A 20,078-nucleotide genomic window follows, 5' to 3' on the forward strand; every position below is an offset into this window, starting at 1 on the left:
TCATTCGCCTTCCCTGGCCTTCCCCGCCACAAGACCAAGGCCGCCGCATCCCCATCCGGACGCGGCGGCCTCTGCAGTTTCGTACTTCCGTACTCCCGTACTTCTTCGCCGGTCAGAACTTGATGATGCTCCGCAGGATGAGATACGAGATCGCCGCCATCCCCCCCGCCGCGGGAATCGTCACCACCCACGCCCACACGATGCGCCCCGCGATCCCCCAGCGCACCGCCGACAGCCGGTTGGTGGCGCCCACGCCCACGATGGAGCCGGTGATGGTGTGCGTGGTGCTCACCGGGATGCCGAAGTGGCTGGCCATGTAGATCACCAGCGCGCCCCCCGTCTCGGCGCAGAAGCCGCCCACCGGCCGCAGCCGGGTGATGCGCGAGCCCATGGTGTGCACGATCCGCCACCCGCCGAAGAGCGTGCCCAGCGAGATCATGGTGTACGCGCCCAGCTCGATCCAGTACGGCACGTGGTCGAAGTTGCGCACGTACAGGTGGCTCAGGATCCCCGTCTCCCTGGCGAACATGTCCTGCGTGGCCACGAGCAGCGCCATGATGATCCCCATGGTCTTCTGCGCGTCGTTGCTGCCATGCGCCAGCGACAGGAACCCCGAGCTGGCCAGCTGCGCCCCGCGGAAGAAGCGGTCCACCCGGCTGGCCGCGGCGCGCCGGAAGATCCAGTACACCGCCACCATCAGCAGGAAGCCCATGGTGGCGCCCAGCATGGGGGAGACGACGATGGCCGCCAGCGTCTCGGTCCACTTGTGCCCCCAGGTGACGGCGCTGGTTCCCGCCTTGGCCAGCCCCGCGCCCGTGATGCCGCCGATCAGCGCGTGCGACGAGCTGGAGGGGATGCCGTACACCCAGGTGATCAGGTTCCAGGCGATGGCGCCCAGCAGCGCGCCGAACACCACGTTCGGGTCCAGCACCTTCACGTCGATGAAGCCGCTCCCCACCGCCTTGGCCACCATGGTGCCGGTGGTGAACGCCGCCACGAAGTTGAACAGCGCCGCCCACAGCACCGCCTTGAAGGGCGAGAGCACGCGCGTGCCCACCACCGTGGCGATGGAGTTGGCCGAGTCGTGGAAGCCGTTCACGAAGTCGAACGCGAACGCCACCAGGATGATGACGAGGACGTAGGCGATCACGGCCGGCTCACGAGTTCTTGATCGCGACGGACTCGATGACGTTCCACACGTCGTCGCACAGGTCCACCGCGTCCTCGAGCTTGTCGAACAATTCCTTCCACTTCAGCACTTCCAGCGCCTCGGCGCCGTCGTCGAACAGCCCGCCGATGGCCGAGTGGTAGATGGCGTCGCCCTCCTCCTCCAGCCGCTTCAGCTCGCCGCTGCGCTGCAGGATCAGCTTGGGCTTCTTCAGGTTCTGCACCGACTCGGCCAGCACCACCGCGGCGCGGCAGAGCACCCCGGCCAGCTCCGCGGCCTGCGGGCGGAACTCGCGGATGCGGAACATCTGCGCCCGCCGCGCCACGCCGTCCACCACGTCGATCACGTCGTCCAGCCGCGAGGCCAGCAGGTGGATGTCCTCGCGGTCGATGGGGGTGACGAAGCTCTTGTCGATGCGCACGATGATGTCGTGCGTCAGCACGTCGGCCTCGTGCTCCACGTCCTTGATCTTCTGCACCAGCTCCTGCAGCCGGTCGGGCTCGGCGAAGAGCTTGGCCAGGAGGTCGGCGGAGATCGAAAGCTTCTGCGCGAGGTCCCCGAACATGGGGAAGAACTGCTCGTCGCGCGGGATCAGGCGCACGGTCCCATCCTCCGGTGTGGGAGCGGATTTGTAACGGCTGGGGCTTCGGCGCCGGATGGCGGCGGGCCGCGTGTAACGGCCCCTCCCCGGCCCCGAAGCGCGCGAAAGCTACGTCTCGCCCGCGCGGCCGGAAAGAGCGCGGTGCGAGCGGTGACGGGGAGATCGAAGGTTTGTTACGAAAGCGTGACGGGGCGCGGGTGGGTACGTGACGGCGGCGGGGCATGTTGGGGCGTCCGGATGCAGCTCCGTACCCAACCGCGAACCGACGAGACATTGACGATGAAGAAGCTCCTGCCCGGCGCCCTGGCGCTCGCGGCGTTCCTCTCCGCCTGCGCCGGCGGCGGCGACGAAAAGGCCCCCGGCGCGGACGGCGCGAAGGCGGGCGGCGCGGGCGGAAAGGTCACGCTCACCGGCGCCGGCGCCACCTTCCCGGCCCCCATCTACAGCAAGTGGTTCTCGGACTACGGGCAGGCGCACGCGGTGCAGGTGAACTACCAGTCCATCGGCTCCGGCGGCGGGATCCAGCAGGTGACGGCGGGGACGGTGGACTTCGGCGCCAGCGACGCGCCGATGACCGCCGAGGAGAGCGCCAGGGTCCCCGGCATCCTGCAGCTGCCCACGGTCCTCGGCGCGGTGACGGTCATCTACAACGTTCCCGGCCTGGCGCAGCCGCTGAAGCTGTCGGGCGACGTGCTCGCCCGCATCTTCCTCGGGAAGATCACCCGGTGGAACGACCCCGCGATCGCCGCCGACAACGCGGGGGTGCAGCTTCCGGCGAGCAACATCGCCGTGGTGCACCGCTCGGACGGGAGCGGGACGACGTTCGTGTTCACCGACTACCTGGCGCAGGTGAGCCCGGAGTGGAAGGCGGCGGTGGGGAACGGGAAGTCGGTGAAGTGGCCGACCGGGCTGGGGGCGAAGGGGAACGAGGGGGTGGCCGGCGCGGTGAAGCAGACGGCCGGCTCCATCGGCTACGTGGAGCTTGCGTACGCCATGCAGAACCGGCTGTCGATGGCGTCGCTGAAGAACGCCGCCGGCCAGTACGTGGCCCCGTCGGTGGACGCGACGGCGGCCGCCGCCGCGGGCGTGGCCGAGCGCGTGGCGGGCGGCGACTTCCGCGTGTCGCTGGTGAACGCGCCGGGGGCGACGACGTACCCCATCTCCACCTGGACGTACCTGCTCGTCCCCCCGCACTGGCAGGACTGCGGCAAGGCGCGGGCGTTCGTGGGGCTGGTGAGCTGGGCGCTGGCGCAGGGCGACGACGCGGCCCGCCAGCTGGACTACGCGCCGCTGCCGGACCAGGTGCGCATGGGGGTGATGCAGAAGCTCGGCACCCTCACCTGCGGCGCGGACAACCAGGCCGTGCAGCCCGCGGCGTGACCGGCCGGTGAGCGATGGGTGATCGATCGGTAAAGCGATCGACGAGATGGGGATGAGCGGCGGGGCGGGGGAGCGAATCCTCCGCCCCGTCGTTTCGCATCCCAGGGCGATTATCGGGGACATCACCCACGACATCTCCGGATGCCATGCGACAGCGGGGCGCTTCGCGCCGAGAGCCCTCATCCCCCCCGCCCCCTTCTCCCGACAGCAGGAGAAGGGGGAGACCTCACCGTGAGGAGAGGCTTTCGGGGTGGAGCGGGGACATCCTGCCCGCCTGGCTGGCCCCCTCCCCCGGCCCCTCCGCCCGCTCCGCGGGGAGGGGAGAACGCAGCGCAGCACCAATGTCAGCTCATTGCCGAAATGCTGGACGGCAGTCCCGCAGGGACTTTGTGCTGTTGTTGCCGGTGAATTCCATTCACCGCTCAGCCCGGATGCGGGAAGAAGCCGGCCCTCCGCCATCGTTACATCACCGTGACGAAAGAGTGATCCAGGCGCGGTGGTGAGCACGGAAACTTTGGATGTCCGGCCCGGCCCGGCCCGGCCGGTGGCGGACGGCGGCGAGGGCGGGCGACGGCGTTACGGAGCCGTGACGCGTCGAGGGGAAGAGCGTGAAGGGCGGGGCGCATCTTCCCCCTGTCCCGCCGGGGAGATCCCCCGGAAACCCTTGCTACGCACGACAGACCTGAGAGGATCTGCCGGATGAACCTTCGCAACGTGCGAATCCCCCGCCTGCTCTGCGCCGCCGCGGCCCTGGCCCTGGGCGCACCGGCCACGCTGCTGGCGCAGTACCCCACGGGCTCGCTGCACGGCCGGCTGCAGGGCGAGTTCCGGACGTCCGACATCCACACCCAGAACGCCGACGGCACCGACGCCGCGCTGAACCAGGTGGTGGGGAACGAGTTCTTCATCCGCCGCGCCTACCTGGAGTTCGGCGCCCAGCTCGCGTCGAACATCACCGGCAAGCTGGAGGTGAACTTCACCCGCCGCACGGTGAACCTGGAAGACGCCTACGTGGACGTGGGGCTGGGGCGGTTCCTGAGCTGGCGCGTGGGGCAGGAGAAGAAGCCCATGGAGCGCCAGGAGCTGAACTCCTCGAACTCGTACCTCACGGTGGAGCGGGGGGCGCAGATCAACGGCCTGAAGAACCCGAACCTGGTTTCGCAGAACAACTTCCTGGTGGCCGCCGGGTTCGCCAGCCACGACGTGGGCACCTCGCTGGAGCTGCACGGCGCGGCCGACGCGCGCATCCCCGTTTCCCTGCGCCTGGGCGTGTGGAACGGGGCGGGGAAGGACGTGAGCGAGGTCAACGACGCCAAGACCTTCGGCGGGCGGCTGGTGGTGAGCCCCATCCGCAACCGGCTCTCTCTGGGCGCGTCGTTCATGAGCCACGACGACCCCATCACCGTGGGCGGCAAGCTCGCGGTGGACAGCGCGGGCCGCTCCACCGCCTTCGGGGTGGACGGCGAGTGGGGCAACCTGGACCGCGGGCTGCACGTGATGGCCGACGCGGCGTTCGGCAGGGAGGGGCGCGTGGGAGCGCTCACCCCGGCCATCGCCGGCCTGCGCCCGGTGCCGGTGCCGGCGGGAAGCACCCTGGAGCCGCGGTTCACCACCTTCCACGTGGTGGGCGAGTACCGGTTCCTCCTTCCCGAGAACGGCTACCTGTGGGCGGTGGGCCCCGTCTTCCGCTTCGACCGCACCAACCCCGACACCCGCAACACGGAGATCTCGTCCACCCTGCTGACGCCGGGGCTGAACGTGTACTTCTCGCCCCGCACCTGGCTGATGTTCAACTACGACGTGGTGAGCCCGGGCGACGGGCTGGACCTGGGGCGCGGCGCGGGCGAAAGCGTGCACTCCTTCAAGTCCATGCTCCGCATCTGGTTCTGAACTCCCACCCACCACGACGAGAGACAGGGTCCATGAAGCGCATCCTCACCGCGGCCGCGCTGGCCGCCACGCTCCTTCCCGCGGCCGCCCGGGCGCAGACGCTGACGGCGGCGGGGGCCACCTTTCCCGCGCCGCTCTACACCCGCTGGTTCGCCGAGTACCGCGCGGCGCACGGGGTGGCCGTGAACTACCAGGCCATCGGCTCGGGCGGCGGGATCAAGAACCTGCAGGAGATGACGGTGGACTTCGGCGCCACCGACGGCCCCATGAGCGACGCCGAGATGGCCGCGGCGCGCGGCGGCCAGGTCCTGCACATCCCCACCACGCTGGGCGCGGTGGCGGTGACCTACAACGTTCCCGGCGTGGCCGGCGGGCTGAAGCTGACCCCCGAGGTGATCGCGTCGATCTTCAACGGCACGCTGCGCGGCTGGGACGACGCGCGCATCCGCGCGCTGAACCCCGGCGTGGCGCTGCCGCACCGCCCGGTGCTGGTGGCGCACCGCTCCGACGGCTCCGGCACCACCTACATCTTCACCGACTTCCTCTCCTCCGCCTCGGCCATGTGGCGGCGCACCATCGGCACGGGAAAGAGCGTGAGCTGGCCGGTGGGGCTGGGCGGCCGCGGGAACGAGGGAGTCGCGGGGATCGTGAAGCAGACGCCGGGAAGCATCGGCTACGTGGAGCTTGCGTACGCCAACCAGAACCGCCTGCCGGTGGCGGCCATCCGCAACCGCGCGGGGCAGTTCGTGATGCCCACCACCGAGTCCACCACGGCCGCCGCCGCCGGGGTCGCGGTCCCCGCGAACAGCGACCTGCGGATCTCCATCGTAAACGGGCCGGGGGCGAACGCGTACCCCATCTCCTCGTTCACCTGGATCATCACCTACGCCGACGTGCGCGACAACGCGAAGGCGCGGCAGATCCGCGACTTCCTGACCTGGGCGGTGCACGAGGGGCAGCGCTTCGGCCCGGCGCTGGACTACGCGCCCCTTCCCGCGGCGATCGTGGCCGCGGACGAGGCGAAGATCCGGCTGATCCACTGACCGCGCGGAGGTGCTGAGTGCCAAGTGCCTAGTGCCAAGTGCCTAGTGCCAAGTGCCAAGTGCCAAGTTTCAAGTGCTGAGCACTCACGCACTCATGCACTTCCGTGCTGTCTCGGGATGCATCGAGCGAAGGCCGGGATGGCCTCGCGGAACAGCTCTCAACGAGGAGAGGAATGGCGAACGTCGTAGAAGCCGCGCTGCCGCCGCCCGCGCGGGGGCGGTTCGCGCTGGGGTGGCACCGCAGCAGCGCGTCGGACCTGGCATGGCGCGGGGTGCTGGTGGCGTTCGGCCTCAGCATTCCCCTGCTGCTGCTGGGGATCACGCTGCTGCTGTGGCGCGGGGCCATGCCCGCCATCTCCCGCTTCGGCGGCGGCTTCGTCGGCAGCAGCGAGTGGGACCCGGTGAGCGACAAGTTCGGCGGGCTGCCGTTCATCTTCGGCACCATCGGCTCGTCGGTGATCGCCGTGGCCATCGCGGTGCCGCTCTCCATCGGCCTGGCGCTCTTCCTCACCGAGCTGGCGCCCCGCTGGCTGGCCGCGCCCATCGCCTTCGCCACCGAGCTGCTGGCGGCCATCCCGTCCGTGGTCTACGGGCTGTGGGCGGTGTTCGTGCTCGTTCCCTTCCTCCGCGACCACGTGCAGACGCCGCTGTCCGAAGGGATCGGCGGCACGCTCGGCATCTTCGCCGGTCCCGCGTACGGCCCGTCGCTCCTCGCGGGCGGGGTGATCCTGGCCATCATGATCATCCCCTTCATCTCCGCCGTGTCGCGCGAGGTGATCGCCGCGGTGCCGCCGGCGCAGCGCGAGGCGGCGCTGGCGCTGGGGGCCACGCGGTGGGAGTCGACCTGGCAGGTGGTGCTCCCCGCCGCGCGCGCCGGGCTCATCGGCGCGGTGATGCTGGGCCTCGGCCGCGCGATCGGCGAGACCATGGCGGTGACGATGGTGATCGGGAACACGCCGCAGATCCCCCATTCGCTCTTCGCCCCCGCGTACACCATGGCCAGCGTCCTGGCCAACGAGTTCGCCGAGGCCAGCGGCGACGTGCACCGTTCCGCGCTGATGCTGGTCGCCCTGCTGCTGCTGGGCGTGACGCTGGTCGTGAACGCGATGGCGCGCGCGCTGGTGTGGCGCGTGAACGCGGGAACGCGGAGGGCCGCGTGAGGATTCACGGGCTCACAAACCATCCGGCCACCGTGCAGCCCGACGCATGCGCCGCCGGCCGCAGGGCGCACGAGCCGTCCCTCCCCCAGGCGGTTTTGGGGGAGGGACAGGCGCTGCCCGGACGCGACGGGAGTCGCGCCGGACAGCGCCAGGGAGAGGGCCCGCGGGGGCGAGGCAGCGAAGGGAGGGCCGCGTGAGCACGGTCACCCTGCGCGACCGGCGCCGGCGCGCCACCAGCGCGGTGATGCTCGCGCTCACCGGCGTGGCCGCGGTGCTCACCGTGGTCCCGCTCGTCCTCATCTTCGGCTACCTGCTCCGCGAGGGCGCGTCGTCGCTCGACCTCTCCTTCTTCATCCACACGCCGCGGCCGACGGGGGAAGCGGGCGGGGGGATGGGGAATGCCATCGTGGGCACGCTGGAGATGGTGGGGCTCGCGGCGCTGATCGGCCTCCCCGTCGCCGTGCTGGCGGGCGTCTACCTGGCCGAGGCCGAGGGGAGCCGGCTGGCCACCGTGGTGCGCTTCACGGCGGACGTGCTGAACGGCGTCCCCTCCATCGCCGTGGGCATCTTCGTCTACCTGCTGATCGTCGTCCCCACGGGCGGCTTCAGCGCGCTGGCGGGCTCGGTGGCGCTGGCGACGATGCTGGTGCCGATGGTGACGCGGACCACGGAGGAGATGGTGCGCCTGGTTCCCCGCGAGCTCACCGAGGGCGGGCTGGCGCTGGGGATGCCGCGCTGGCGCACCATGCTGGGCGTGGTCCTTCCCGCCGCGCGCGGGGGGATCCTGACCGGCGCGCTGGTGGGCGTCGCCCGCATCGCGGGGGAGACGGCGCCGCTGCTGTTCACCGCGCTGGGGAACCAGTTCTGGCAGCTGGACCCGCGGCACCCCACCGCCGCGCTGCCGCTGCAGATCTTCTCCTACGCCATCTCGCCGTACGAGGACTGGCACCGGCAGGCCTGGGCCGGCGCGCTGGTGCTGATCCTCCTGGTGCTGGGCCTGAGCCTGGGCGCGCGGCTGGTGCTGGGCCGCGCGCACAAGAACGCATGAACGAGACGATGAAGACCATGGATGCTCAGCCTCTGCAGTCGAGGCCCGCCGCTCCGGCGCCCGCCGCCGCGCCCGTCCGCCCGGCGCCGCAGGCGCGCGACGCCGTGTTCCGCTCCGGCGACACGAAGTCCGTCCCCGCGGTGGAGGCGAGCGGCTTCTCCTTCTGGTACGGCGCCACGCAGGCGCTGCACGGCATCGACCTCGCCATCCCCGACCGCAGGGTGACGGCGCTGATCGGGCCGTCGGGGTGCGGGAAGAGCACCTTCCTGCGCTCCATCAACCGCATGAACGACCTGATCCCCGGCGTGCGCCACCAGGGCGACATCCGCCTGGACGGGCGCAGCGTGTACGACAGGGGGGAAGACGTCGTCCATCTCCGCCGGCGGGTGGGGATGGTGTTCCAGAAGTCCAACCCGTTCCCCAAGTCGATCTACGACAACGTCGCGTACGGCGTGCGGGTGAACGGGCTCGCCCGGAAGCGCGGCGACCTGGACGCGATCGTGGAGCAGTCGCTGAAGCGCGCCGCGCTCTGGGACGAGGTGCGCGACCGGCTGGGGAAGAGCGCGCTGGGGCTTTCGGGCGGGCAGCAGCAGCGGCTGTGCATCGCCCGGGCGCTGGCGGTGCGCCCCGAGGTGCTGCTGATGGACGAGCCGGCCAGCGCGCTGGACCCCATCGCCACGCAGAAGATCGAGGAGCTGATCTACGAGCTGAAGGACGAGTACACCATCGTGATCGTGACCCACAACATGCAGCAGGCGGCGCGCGTGTCCGACCTCACCGCCTTCTTCTACATGGGCCGGCTGGTGGAGGTGGGAAAGACGCAGCAGATCTTCACCAACCCGCGCGAGGAGCGCACCGAGGCGTACGTCACCGGGAGGTTCGGATGAGCCCGGTGCCCGGTGTCCGCCACTTCCACGAGGAATTGGCGCGGCTCAAGTCGCGGCTGCTGGAGATGAGCGCGCTGGCCGAGGAGCTGGTGGGCGCGGCGGTCGAGGCGCTGCAGGAGCGCGACGGGGGGAAGGCGGCCATGGTCATCGCCCGCGACCGCGACCTGGACCTGATGGAGACGGAGATGGACGACCTGTGCATCCATCTCCTGGCCCTGCAGCAGCCCATGGCGCGCGACCTCCGGCTGATCACCATGGCGATGAAGATCAGCAACGACCTGGAGCGCGTGGGCGACCACGCGGTGAACATCGCCGAGGGCGTGCCGCACCTGGCCGACGCGCCGATGTTCAGCGACCTGCCGGAGATCGAGGAGATGGCGCGGATGGCCAGGGAGATGCTCTCCGACGCGCTCGACTGCTTCGTGCGCGCCGACGCCCCGGGGGCGCTGGAGGTGATCGAGCGCGACGACCGCGTGGACCAGATGCAGGACTCGCTCTTCCGTATCCTGCTCACGCACATGATGGAGGACCCGCGGCGCATCGGCCCCTCGCTCTCGCTCTTCCTGGTCAGCCGCAACCTGGAGCGCATCGCCGACCTGGCGACGAACATCGCCGAGGACGTGGTCTTCCTGGTCGAGGGCCGCAACATCAAGCACGGGCTGCGCCTCGACGCCTCCTGAATGTCCAGCCAGTTTGTGCGAGGGAAGGTGCTTCTTTAGGTCGATCGCCCCGCGAATATTCGTTTCGGGTTATCCGTCGCTCACAAATACAGGCAAGAGGGACTTGCGTACGATCGCTTCGACAGCACGCCGAGAATTAACTCCGAACTTAGCCAGTATTTTTTCCGTGTGATGTTTTGCTGTATGTTCGCTAATTCCCAGTTCATGCGCGATTTCCCAATTACTCTTTCGGACCAGAAGTAGTTCGGCCACTTGGGATTCCCGCTGGGTGAGGCCAAACCTGCGTTGCATCTCTGGCCAAACCATGAAACCGGAATGGATCCGCTTAAATACAACCAGGAATATACGACCGATATTCCCCATTCCTTCCGCGATGTCATAAATCCAGAAGCCGGTCCCCGTGGACTTATCGTGGCCGTTGGAGCTTGGCGGATACCCGTTGCCGGTTAGGTGTTCGAGTATCGTTTCGAGAAGCCCCGACCTTCCTAGATTCAGCCCTTGGCTCATCCAAAGGACCGAGCCGTTTCCGGCCAACAGCATGCAGTCCCTTTCGCATGCTTCGAGGACTCGAATCAAGAGACGTAATGTACCCCCCTCAGGCGTTTGATTGGGTGGCATACACGCAACCTGAAGTGCCTCGCTCCTGAATCCCTCCGCGTTGCCCCGTAGGTAGAACTTGCCCATGTCTTCACTCCTCTTCACGAGTATATTCCCAAACGAACCGATTGTTCACTGCCTGTTAGTGTTCAAATTTCGGACCTTGGGGAAAAAACGGAGGACAAATGTCCGATTTCACGCAGTACCTCGCCGCGGCGTATGATGGTCTCTACCTCTGGGGAATTCCCATCGAGCCGCCGCACGGCAGAATTGGGCTGATGCGGCGAAAGGATCTCGAGATAATGCTGGTAGCAAATGCCATTCGGGATCAGCGCTACCGACAGCGGCTTCTCGAGGACGCCCGCAGTCTGATTCAAGAAACAACCGGGCTGATCATTCCCGAAGACATTAGCATTCATGTGCTTGAAGAAAGTGGAGCTAACGTATATCTGGTCATCCCTCACGATCCGTGGCACAGCAACGAAGAAATGCCGGCGACTCGAGAAAGAATGGAATGGCTTCTGACATGGCATCGGAGTACTCTGCTGAATGAAGATCAGTGTGTGCAACTCATCACGAAGGCTTGGACCGATAACGCGTTCGCTGGAGCGCTCGTCAGTAATCCGAGAGAAACCATCGAGCAGTGGTTGGGTCTGAATCTTCCTGCTGAGTTGAGCATCGAGACTTTGGTCGAGAAATCTGATACGGTCTACATCATCCTCCCGGAGCGAAGCCGCAGTTGGGACCCGGTGGGTACCGACGCTGCTTGGGCCCGGGTGAATATCGATCCCGTTTTCGTAGAGGTACTGCAATCGGGTGTTCCCGTGGACGACCGTACAATATACGGACCGCTGTGTGCCGATAAACCTGGGACGCAGCGCGATTGGTGGTGCTTCCAAGCTGCGTGTACCTACTGCAAAGCCACTCTCCAATAGGTTTCATCGCCTCCACGCGAGATTAGCGACATGAATACCTTGGCTTGGTCCGAGGACGAGCTTCAGCGCATTTCGTATCGCGCGAGATCTCTCTGTGAAAGACTTCAGCTCGCGATCACTTTCGCTGATGGTGCGGACCCGCGCACAGCCGACGATCGCCTGTCGCGGTGGTGCCAGATCGTCGCGGAAGGAGACTGGGCCAAGTTCCGTACAATCCTGAACTTCGATGGACTAAGTTTGGAGGAAGTCACGGAAATTATCTGTCGCGTTCCTGCGGAATCCTGCGCGGATGTGCCTGACTGGGCTCGCATCGTACGATCAGCGCTTTTTGACACGAGCAGTGAGGTGGCAAAGAAGAGGGAATTCCGTGAGCGTCCTGCAGATCTGTCCAACCCGACCCGACTATTTTCGAGTGCGTGGGAACCTCTGGTAGCGGTAGCAGACGCCAGACTCCGGTCGGAAGTGCCTGATTTGGCAGATCTAATTACATCCGAAGCATATGTCTCGCTTCAGGAGTGGCTGCTCGACACATTATCCGAACTTGGCCATGCAACGCTCCAATTGGAGTTCGAGGTATTCGTGGCGTGCACCCATTCCGCCGCGCTTCGTGCTTCGCAGCATGACGCCTCAACTGCTCTGTCAAGCTATCTCACCGAGATGCCTCGTGGTCTGCTAGCAAAGGTTCTGCAAGAGTATCCTGTGCTAATGCGTTTGGCTGGTACTGTCGCCGTTCAGTGGATCGACACTGTCGTGGAGTTTTTCTTACGATTCAAGCAGGACCGGTCTGCGATTGAGTGCATGGTAGGCCACACCGGTGGTGCTCTCGGAATTATCAAGCATCTGCAATGCCGCCTCTCGGACCGACACAATGGAGGACGGTCAGTCATCGAAGTCGAGTGTTCGTCCGGGTCGCGGTTTGTTTACAAGCCCAAGCACGTGGGGGTGGAGAAGGCATTTAACAATCTGCTTTCATGGCTCGACGCAAACAGATTTCCGGTGAAACTACAGACCTTCGAAGTCATTGACCGAGGTAGCTATGGCTGGACTTCGTTCGTTGACACCCGCAATTGTGAGGACCGGTCGTCTTATGCTGAGCGTTTGGGTGCTCTTCTATGCCTCGCCTACGTTCTCGGTGCTGTTGATCTGCACGGCGAGAACCTGATATCATCGGGTGATCATCCTTTGATCGTCGATCTGGAGACGATCATGCATCCCGAGATCGGCACTGGCCCCCATGCTCCGTCTTTCTCTGGCTCTGCGGAACCAGGTGCTGCCTACGATTCGGTGCTTCGCACGGGCTTGCTGCCGCTTTGGAACATTGGACTTGCAGATGAGCGCGATCTCAGCGGGTTTTCCCGGTTCTGGGATGCTTCTCACGTTTGCTCAGGCATACCGGACGTCGGAATCATTTCGTGCGATTGTGCCAGCATACTGAAGGGCTTTGACGCTAGCTACCGCTTCCTTGTTGCAAACAAATCCATCTTACTATCCGACCAAGGTCCGATCTTTCCGCTCTCGCAAACGATTCTACGGCTCGTTTTCCGTGCTACGGCCGCATATGCAAGGATTCTGAAAAGAGCCACGGCACCTCAATCGCTGCGGGATGGAATCGATTTTTCTATCACCCTCGAAGCTTTAGCTCATGCTGGGCTTTGTTTCGATAAGAGACCATCTTTCTGGCCTCTGGTGCAAGCTGAGCGGAACACCCTGGCCTGCCTCGACATCCCACTATTTCAGGTCACGCCCGCGACAACAGACCTTTCGTTACTGGAGGAACGCGATGTTCCCTCGCTTTTTCGAGACTCCGCATATGATCGGGTAAAGCAGAGGCTCGCCGGGCTGAGTGAACGAGATTTGCAGGAGCAGATCGGATTGATTGTTGGAGCTCTTTTCGCGAAGCGAGGCTATCTATTGCATCGCGTGCCATGGATCACAAGCGAACCTATCCATGCTACCGCGAATGGCGGAACAGAACTTGACCAGTTTGTCGATGCTGCCATAGATATCGGCGAAATGCTTTCCCGCACTGCGATCCCACTATTCGGCGGGTCCGTGTGGATACACCCGCGGTATAGCCCCAAGAATAACTACGCACAATATACAACGTTAGGCCCAAACTTCTTTGATGGGTCTTGCGGTGTGGCAGTTTTCTTGTCTTATCTTGCTGTCGTAAGTGGTGTAGAGCGATATGGAGACTTAGCCCTTCGAGCACTGCAGCCCTTGCATGGTGCGATACGTCACCTTCCTGTCCTTGGAACTCCTATCGGAGGTGGAATAGGCTACGGATCGATTCTATACTCCCTCGCCAAAATCGGACGACTGATCGATAGCCAGGGAGTAATCGAGGACGCGAGGCGCGTCGCCTTGCACATAACGGACGAAGCAATTGCGGCAGACGTTAAATACGACGTGTTGTCCGGAGCGGCAGGGGCAATTTTGGGGCTATTGACCTTCTGTGAGGACGCTCCTGACGGATGGCTTTTATCAAAGCTCCGCCGCTGCGGCGACCACCTTCTCCAGAACGCCCGCAGACACCCGGGAGGCGGCTGGGGTTGGCCAAGTGTAGGGTCAAACCTGCAAACTGGATTCTCCCATGGTGCTGCCGGGATCGCCTATGCCCTTCTGCGCTTATACCGAGCTACGTCTGCGGACCAGTACCTCGAAGCGGCTACAAACGCCGTAGCGTTCGAAGATTCTATGTTTGTTCCCGAGCAGGGGAATTGGCTGGACCTCAGATGTCCGGAAGAAGATGAGGATGAGGCCTATGCGCAGGGATGGTGTAACGGAGCCCCTGGAATAGGCCTCGCACGGTTGGGAGGTCTGAAAATTCTCGACACTCCTTCTATTCGTCACGACATCGACAGTGCGGTCCGCACCTGCATGATCAGTGACTTGGGCGATAGCGACCACGTCTGCTGCGGAAACATGGGCCGCGTCGAGTTCCTGTTAACATCAGGCTTGGTCCTTCAACGACCGCAATTGCTTCAGCATGCGCACGCTACTGCTGCGGAGGTTCTCGCGCTGGGGCGATCTTCGGGTGCATATCGTTGTGGTTCCTTGCCATTCTTCAATCCTACATTCTTTCAGGGCTGCACCGGAATCGGATACGAGTTCTTACGGTTAGCGCGTCCTGAAACCGTTTCCTCCGCTCTCCTATGGGAGTAAGCCTCTCGCACAAGCTTGCCGGACGTTCACACCGAGGATGAAGGCGCAGTCGTAACCGCCCTCCGCCGCCTTGGCGGCCGCGAACCCCAGCAGGTGGCGGCGCGACAGGTTGCGGCGCGGTCGCGACGCTGCGTACCTCGCGGCCTTCGCTCTTCTTCACGATTATCACTCCGGGACCGGTGACTTCGGCACAGTGGGCATCTTCGCCAAAGGCGAAACCGCGGTGCGAAGTCGTTCCGTCGAAAGAACGTATGATCGTTGTCCGCGTCGGCGTGGCTCTATTGAATAGGTACCCGTTCCCCTCCCCTCTTTGCCCCATCTCCTGCCGCAACTACTACCGAAGTCACTCGAGGAATCATAAGAGGACAAGGGCACCAGAGCCGCATCCGCTTCCTCCTGGTCCTCCGGTTCCTCTGAGTCAAAAAGAAAGCGGGCTCGCGCATCATCCCGCGGCTCGCGCATCATCCCGCGGCCCACATTCTTTTCGCACTGCGCACTCAGCACTTCTTCTCCTTCACCCCCGCCCGCGGTTCGCCCAGGGATCCTCGCTCTTCCACGTGCGGTCGTGCGGCGAGTAGAGGAAGACCAGGCCGCCGTTGCGGATGCGCGGGATCAGCGTGCGGGCGCGCGCCGGCGACACGGCCGGGCACCCCTCGCTGCGGCCCGCGCCCTCGCGCGTGACGTACGGCGCGCCGTGCACCACCACGCCGCGCTCGCGCGCCCGGGCGTTGAAGCGCCCCGACACGCCGCGCAGCCGCAGCCCGATGGAGCTGTACAGCCGCCCGTTGGCGTGGCCGCTGAAGCGGTACGTCTCCTGGGCCACGAACAGCCCCAGCGACGTGGCCTCGCTGCCATGGCGGTTGCTGAAGCGCCGCGGCACCCCGCCGCGCGGCGCGCTCCCGCGCCCGTGCGCTACCGGGAACGGCCCCTCCACGATGCGCAGCTCGCGCATGTCGAACACGTAGCCGCGCGGCGTCTCGGCATCCAGCCCGTAGTCCACGAAGTACAGGTACGGCTTGCGCACGTGCTCCGGGTGCGCCGCCTTGTACGCGTAGTACGCGCGGAACGCCATCCGCAGCGCGTCGCGGTCGCTGGTGTTCACCCGCGGGCCCAGCCGCGCCAGCGCCCGCTGCACGCGCAGCCCCTGCGGCCCCGTCTCCACCCGCGCGGCCGCGAGCACCGCGCGCGAGGTCCGCAGCACCGCCGCGGCGCGCCCGCTGGACGACGACCGGCTCGTGCTCCCGCGTCTGCGCGGCGCGGTGTCGGGGTGGGCGCGCGCGGGCGCCAGCGTGGGGCGGGCGGTGGGGCGCGGGGCCAGGTCGGCGGCGGGCGCGGTCACGGGCACTGCGGCCTCGTTCGCGACGGCGGTGCGCGCCAGTCCCCCCGGGACGGTTCCGCGCGCCTGGCCGATGCCCGCGCCGACGACGATGCCGGCGGCGACGAGCGCAAGCAGGTTGGGAGATCGCATCGCTGCTTCTCGCGTGTACCGGAGCGCACGGCGTGGCCGCCCGCGCCCGGGTGGGCTGGATTGGTTTGGATCTCGCTGCGCGGCCCCGGGGGGATCGGCCTGCTGTGGCCGACGGGTCAAGCGCAGTCCACGGCTGTGGTTGTGTACAACGGATTGTAGTCACCCGCCCGCCGTCTGTCAAACACCGTTTTCATTAATTTTCGTGCGGAGGTGCGTGGGGTTGTTCGCACGGAGGGTGAGGCGAACGGCAGGGTGGGGGATGAATCGCGTTCGCGCGGGATGCAGGCGCCGTCGAGCAGCCGTAGATTCGGGCGCCGCCTCACCGAGGCGATCTCGTCTGGCGGATGATGCCGACCTGCGAAACGTGCCGCCGATGGCGTTTCGACCGGAAGCGCCGACGGCGGGTGATAACTCGTGATATGGGAAGCACATGGACTTCGATCTGGCGACCGGTACCGCGATCCTGGAGCGCACGCCCGGCACTCTGCGCGCGATGCTCGCCGACCTCCCGAGCGCGTGGCTCGACGCCACCGAGGGCCCCGAGACGTGGAGCCCGTATGTCATCGTGGGCCACCTGATCCACGCCGAGCGCGCCGACTGGATCCCGCGCGCGCAGATCATCCTGGCGCGGGGACCCGACCGCCGCTTCGCCCCCTTCGACCGCCTCGCCCAGTTCCGCGAAAGCGAGGGGAAGTCGCTAGCCGAGCTGCTCGACGAGTTCGCGCGCCTCCGCGCCGGGAGCCTGGCCACCCTCGCCGGCTGGCACCTGACCGATGCCCAGCTCGCGCTGGAGGGCGAGCATCCCGCGTTCGGCGCGGTCACGCTGCGCCAGCTGCTGGCCACCTGGGTCGCGCACGACCTCGGCCACATCGCGCAGACGGCCCGCGTCATGGCCAAGCAGTACCGCGAGGCGGTAGGCCCTTGGCGCGCCTATCTCCCCGTCATGGACCGGTGATACCGGATCTGGCTATCATCTGTGCATTACAAACGCACAGAGAGACGTCATCCTGAGTCGAACACCGCGCTGCGCGCGACCACGGAGGATGAAAGGAGATTGGTGGTGAGCGCTGATGCCACAGAATGAGCGGATCAGCCTCGCGCAGTTTGCGAGGCTTCCCGTAGTTGTTGCTGCGACTTCAGTCGCCGGTGACCGGCCGCGCCGCGGACTTTCTATTCAGGCCGGCCATACCTTCGTTGCCCCTGCACGAGCGATTGCAGGCCGAAGGATCCATGGGCGAGGTCGCACGTGCGCTTCCGGATTGCACGATCGATCTCCGAATCCGGTAAGAGACGATCCCTATCGCGGGTCCGAACGAAGGCGCCGCGGGGCTCGTTCGCCCCGCGGCGCTTGCATCTCCAACCAGGCCCGTCAGTAGTCCGCGGGGAGCGTGTAGAACTGGTTCCCCGCGATCACCCCGTCCTGGGCCGCGGGAATGGGGACGTAGCTTCCGCCCGGCCCCCGCGGGGTGTTCCGGAGCTCGCTGAAGGTGTAGAGGGCCCATGCCCCCTTGCGCACGGAGACGGCGCCGATCTTGTCCAGCGCGGCGAACGGGTCGCTGGCGTCGCCGTTCAGGACCGCGAACAGGTCTTCCCAGTACGGGCGGGAGACGGCCTGCAGCGGCACCAGCACCGTCATCCGCTCGTCCACCCGCCTTTCCGTTGCCTTCTCCATCCCCCCGCTGAACCCCTGGAACTGGCCCGACGCCGTGATCACCTGCCCCAGGGTGGCCGTGGGCGGCGCATTCGTGATCCGCTGCTCCTTCGACGCCAGGCGGTTGAACACCACCGCCTGCACGGCCTGCATCCCCTTCTTCAGCTGGTCGCGCGGCACGGTGCCGGGCGGCGGGTTCTCGTTCACCAGCAGCCGCGCCAGCAGCCCCAGGTCCGTGCCGCGCGGCGGGAGCACGCCGGTGTAGATGCTGAGCGGCTCGTCCAGCCGCGCGTCCTGGTTCTCGTCCGCGGGGGAGAGCGCGAAGCGGTAGCAGCGCTGGAAGAAGCGGCCGTTGTTGATGACCAGGGTGACGGCCACCTCCTGCGCGAAGCCGCCGCACGCCTCGTAGTAGTTGGGCCCCGCGCGGTAGATGCCCATCCGCGGCGCGGACGCGGTGCCCCATTCGATCTTCTCGGCGCGGTCGTGGTTGGCGCCGCACCCCGCGTTGGCGTCCACCGACAGCCGGCCGCCGTCGGCCTGCGGGTGGTCGAAGCCGATGCGGGTGCCGCCGGCGGTCACCACGTGCAGGTCCACGTCCACGTCGGCGCCCCAGCTCAGCGCGAACGACAGCGCCCGCGGCACGCCGTCGTCCAGCAGGTTGATGGTCCCGCTCTTCACCCGCGAGCGCGAGGCCGGCGGCACGGCGGCCGCGCCCGCCACCACGTTCGCCGGCGCGCGGTAGTCCACGGCCAGCTGGAGGGTGAAGTTGGCGAGCGTCGAATCCTCCGGCAGCGTCAGGATCAGGTCCACGTGGTACGCCGCCGCCGCGGCGCTCGGCGCGCGGAGGTATTCCACGCCCGCCAGCATCGCCGGGCCGGCGGGTCCGTCCGCCGCGGCCGGTGCCCGGCTGGCGGCGGCCGACGGCGCGCGGGTGAGGTCGATCTCCCAGCGGCCGGGCTGGCGCCGGTTCCGTTCTCACGCTTTCAGTCGCGCACGTCTTCGCGTGCCGCTGAGCCGGGCTCTTGGCCGCACGCGCCGGCTGGCGCCTGACCGATGCCCATTGTCGCGCGGCTGGGAAGGAGAGCATCCCGCGTTCGGCGCGGTCACGCTGCGCCAACTGCTGGCCTGGGTGGCGCACGACCTCGGCAACATCGCGCAGACGGCCCGCGTCATGGCCAGGCAGTACCGCGAGGCGGTAGGCCCCTGGCGCGCCTACCTCCCAATCATGGACCGGTGACGGGACTCCGAGCCGAAGTAGAGTTCCTCTGCCATCTGCGTGAACCGGATCCCGATCTTTCCCGGGCCGCCTCAGGTTCTCACGCCCGGCGGGAAGGATGCGCTTCGTCCCGGATTGCGCCTGTTTTTGCTGTTGAGTATGATCTTCTGTACGGAAGAGCGCGATCCGCGTTCTTCCTCCCCCTGACCCGGCAGAGGACGTCATGCGCAAGATCAGGCTGGACGTGGAGAACCTGCAGGTCGAGTCGTTCGCCACCGACCACGCGAGCGGGAAGGCGGGCACTGTGCACGGCCGCGAGTACACGGTGGGCCGGGAGTGCCCGACCATGGAACCGGGCGCGTGGGGATGCCAGAACAGCGGCGTCGCGTCATGTGTATGGTGCCCGCGCGAAACCGAGACGTGCCAGGACTGCAGCTGGACCGACGGCGACGGAGCCGAGTGCTACTGGTAGCGCGGGGCGGGCCACGGGAGGGATGCCGCCGCGGGTGACGGCACGGGTGCACGCCGCGAGGTTCACGCTTCCGCAGGAATGCCCCAGCCTGCAGAGCCGGGCAGGTGGAGTGCCGCGGGTGCGCCGAACAGCAAAACTAGTCGTGCGCATGGCGCGCGCTGAACGCCAGCCCGCGTAGCACGTGATCCCAGCGGCCCCGCGTTTCCATGCATCCAAACCGCAGAGGTCAGCCGCAATCGCGCTCTATTCCAATTCGGCGTGCCGTGCCCGCGAGGCCTCCCGCCGCTCGCGGGCGAGCCTGCGGCCGGGAGAATGGCTTTCCGCGTCCGGTGCATCGAGCGCCTCGTCGGACGCGTCGTGCCACATCGGCGCCCAGACTTCTTCTAGAATCGATTGCAGGACGGGATCGAAGAATTCCGTCAGCGCTCCCTTGCGAGCGGATGCCCCGGCGGGCATCTGGAAGTGGCTCAGGATGTCTGCGCGAAAATCCGGGGTGACGGATGCGAGCAGGCGCTCCAGCGCATCGGCGTCGAATCCCCGAATGATCTTTCCCCGCTCGTTTGCCTCCAACCGGAACTCGGCGTCGGGAAACCTCAGTCGCAGCGGACGATTCGGCGGTGAGTCCATGACTCCGATCAGTAGCGGTCGCGTGGATTGGAGCCAATCTGCATTCGTCATCATCCGATCGCCATCGCGTTGCGAACTGAAAACAGGAAA

The 20,078-nt window shown here is 66.5% G+C and carries 18 protein-coding genes; 12 read left to right on the top strand and 6 right to left on the bottom strand.

The features are described 5' to 3' along the window. Positions 1-112: 112 nt before the first annotated feature. Both VLK66_RS04005 and VLK66_RS04010 read right to left on the bottom strand, forming a co-directional pair. The gene (locus VLK66_RS04005; protein WP_414676452.1) at positions 113-1,147 is read right to left on the bottom strand and encodes an inorganic phosphate transporter; all 1,035 of its coding nucleotides are present in this window, start codon (positions 1,145-1,147) and stop codon (positions 113-115) included. A gap of 10 nt (positions 1,148-1,157) precedes the next feature. Beyond that, positions 1,158-1,769, bottom strand: a complete 612-nt coding sequence (locus VLK66_RS04010; RefSeq protein WP_325308087.1) for a DUF47 domain-containing protein — start codon at positions 1,767-1,769, stop codon at positions 1,158-1,160. Positions 1,770-2,048: 279 nt separating this feature from the next. Between VLK66_RS04010 and pstS (VLK66_RS04015) the strand changes: the two genes are divergently transcribed. From pstS (VLK66_RS04015) to phoU, 7 genes are all read left to right on the top strand, one after another. Next, entirely contained in the window at positions 2,049-3,149 is a 1,101-nt protein-coding gene (gene pstS, locus VLK66_RS04015; RefSeq protein ID WP_325308088.1) for a phosphate ABC transporter substrate-binding protein PstS, read from the top strand. Between the two features lie 699 nt (positions 3,150-3,848). Then, a complete protein-coding gene (locus VLK66_RS04020) occupies positions 3,849-5,039 on the top strand; it encodes a porin (RefSeq protein ID WP_325308089.1) in 1,191 nt (396 codons plus the stop codon). 32 nt (positions 5,040-5,071) lie between these two features. Continuing rightward, a complete protein-coding gene (pstS, locus tag VLK66_RS04025; RefSeq protein WP_325308090.1) occupies positions 5,072-6,082 on the top strand; it encodes a phosphate ABC transporter substrate-binding protein PstS in 1,011 nt (336 codons plus the stop codon). A gap of 173 nt (positions 6,083-6,255) precedes the next feature. Further along, positions 6,256-7,242, top strand: coding sequence for a phosphate ABC transporter permease subunit PstC (pstC, locus tag VLK66_RS04030; protein WP_325308091.1), 987 nt, complete (start codon positions 6,256-6,258; stop codon positions 7,240-7,242). Positions 7,243-7,435: 193 nt separating this feature from the next. After that, positions 7,436-8,290 (top strand): phosphate ABC transporter permease PstA, encoded by an 855-nt coding sequence (pstA, locus tag VLK66_RS04035; protein ID WP_325308092.1) that lies wholly within the window; start codon positions 7,436-7,438, stop codon positions 8,288-8,290. 140 nt (positions 8,291-8,430) lie between these two features. Continuing rightward, entirely contained in the window at positions 8,431-9,177 is a 747-nt protein-coding gene (pstB, locus tag VLK66_RS04040; protein ID WP_414676453.1) for a phosphate ABC transporter ATP-binding protein PstB, read from the top strand. Beyond that, positions 9,174-9,857, top strand: a complete 684-nt coding sequence (gene phoU / locus VLK66_RS04045) for a phosphate signaling complex protein PhoU (protein WP_325308094.1) — start codon at positions 9,174-9,176, stop codon at positions 9,855-9,857. Before pstB ends, phoU begins: the two co-directional genes overlap by 4 nt. Positions 9,858-9,926: 69 nt before the next feature. Here phoU and VLK66_RS04050 read toward each other — a convergent pair whose 3' ends face one another. Further along, on the bottom strand, positions 9,927-10,364 hold the full coding sequence (locus tag VLK66_RS04050; RefSeq protein ID WP_325308095.1) for a helix-turn-helix transcriptional regulator: 438 nt from the start codon (positions 10,362-10,364) through the stop codon (positions 9,927-9,929). Between the two features lie 275 nt (positions 10,365-10,639). Between VLK66_RS04050 and VLK66_RS04055 the strand changes: the two genes are divergently transcribed. Together VLK66_RS04055 and VLK66_RS04060 are read left to right on the top strand one after the other, a co-directional pair. After that, positions 10,640-11,389 (top strand): NHLP leader peptide family RiPP precursor, encoded by a 750-nt coding sequence (locus VLK66_RS04055; protein ID WP_325308096.1) that lies wholly within the window; start codon positions 10,640-10,642, stop codon positions 11,387-11,389. 30 nt (positions 11,390-11,419) lie between these two features. Then, positions 11,420-14,554, top strand: coding sequence for a type 2 lanthipeptide synthetase LanM family protein (locus VLK66_RS04060; RefSeq protein ID WP_325308097.1), 3,135 nt, complete (start codon positions 11,420-11,422; stop codon positions 14,552-14,554). Between the two features lie 514 nt (positions 14,555-15,068). On the opposite strand, the gene VLK66_RS04065 is transcribed toward VLK66_RS04060, so the two are convergent. Then, positions 15,069-16,022: a murein L,D-transpeptidase catalytic domain-containing protein gene (locus VLK66_RS04065; RefSeq protein WP_325308098.1), complete on the bottom strand. Its 954-nt coding sequence runs from the start codon at positions 16,020-16,022 to the stop codon at positions 15,069-15,071. Positions 16,023-16,452: 430 nt separating this feature from the next. Here VLK66_RS04065 and VLK66_RS04070 point away from each other — a divergent pair, with 430 nt between their 5' ends. Then, positions 16,453-16,977, top strand: coding sequence for a DinB family protein (locus VLK66_RS04070; protein WP_325308099.1), 525 nt, complete (start codon positions 16,453-16,455; stop codon positions 16,975-16,977). A 414-nt stretch (positions 16,978-17,391) separates the two neighbouring features. Here VLK66_RS04070 and VLK66_RS04075 read toward each other — a convergent pair whose 3' ends face one another. Then, a complete protein-coding gene (locus VLK66_RS04075) occupies positions 17,392-18,528 on the bottom strand; it encodes a hypothetical protein (RefSeq protein ID WP_325308100.1) in 1,137 nt (378 codons plus the stop codon). Positions 18,529-18,733: 205 nt separating this feature from the next. Between VLK66_RS04075 and VLK66_RS04080 the strand changes: the two genes are divergently transcribed. Continuing rightward, positions 18,734-18,910 carry a hypothetical protein gene (locus VLK66_RS04080; RefSeq protein WP_325308101.1) on the top strand — a complete coding sequence of 59 codons (177 nt, stop codon included), beginning with the start codon at positions 18,734-18,736 and terminating at the stop codon, positions 18,908-18,910. A 202-nt stretch (positions 18,911-19,112) separates the two neighbouring features. Further along, entirely contained in the window at positions 19,113-19,361 is a 249-nt protein-coding gene (locus tag VLK66_RS04085; protein WP_325308102.1) for a hypothetical protein, read from the top strand. 243 nt (positions 19,362-19,604) lie between these two features. Here the strand turns inward: VLK66_RS04085 and VLK66_RS04090 are convergent, their stop codons facing one another. Further along, complete coding sequence (locus tag VLK66_RS04090) at positions 19,605-19,988, bottom strand: hypothetical protein (RefSeq protein WP_325308103.1); 384 nt, start codon at positions 19,986-19,988, stop codon at positions 19,605-19,607. Between the last annotated feature and the right edge of the window lie 90 nt (positions 19,989-20,078).

This window comes from Longimicrobium sp. (assembly GCF_035474595.1).
GTDB lineage: Bacteria > Gemmatimonadota > Gemmatimonadetes > Longimicrobiales > Longimicrobiaceae > Longimicrobium.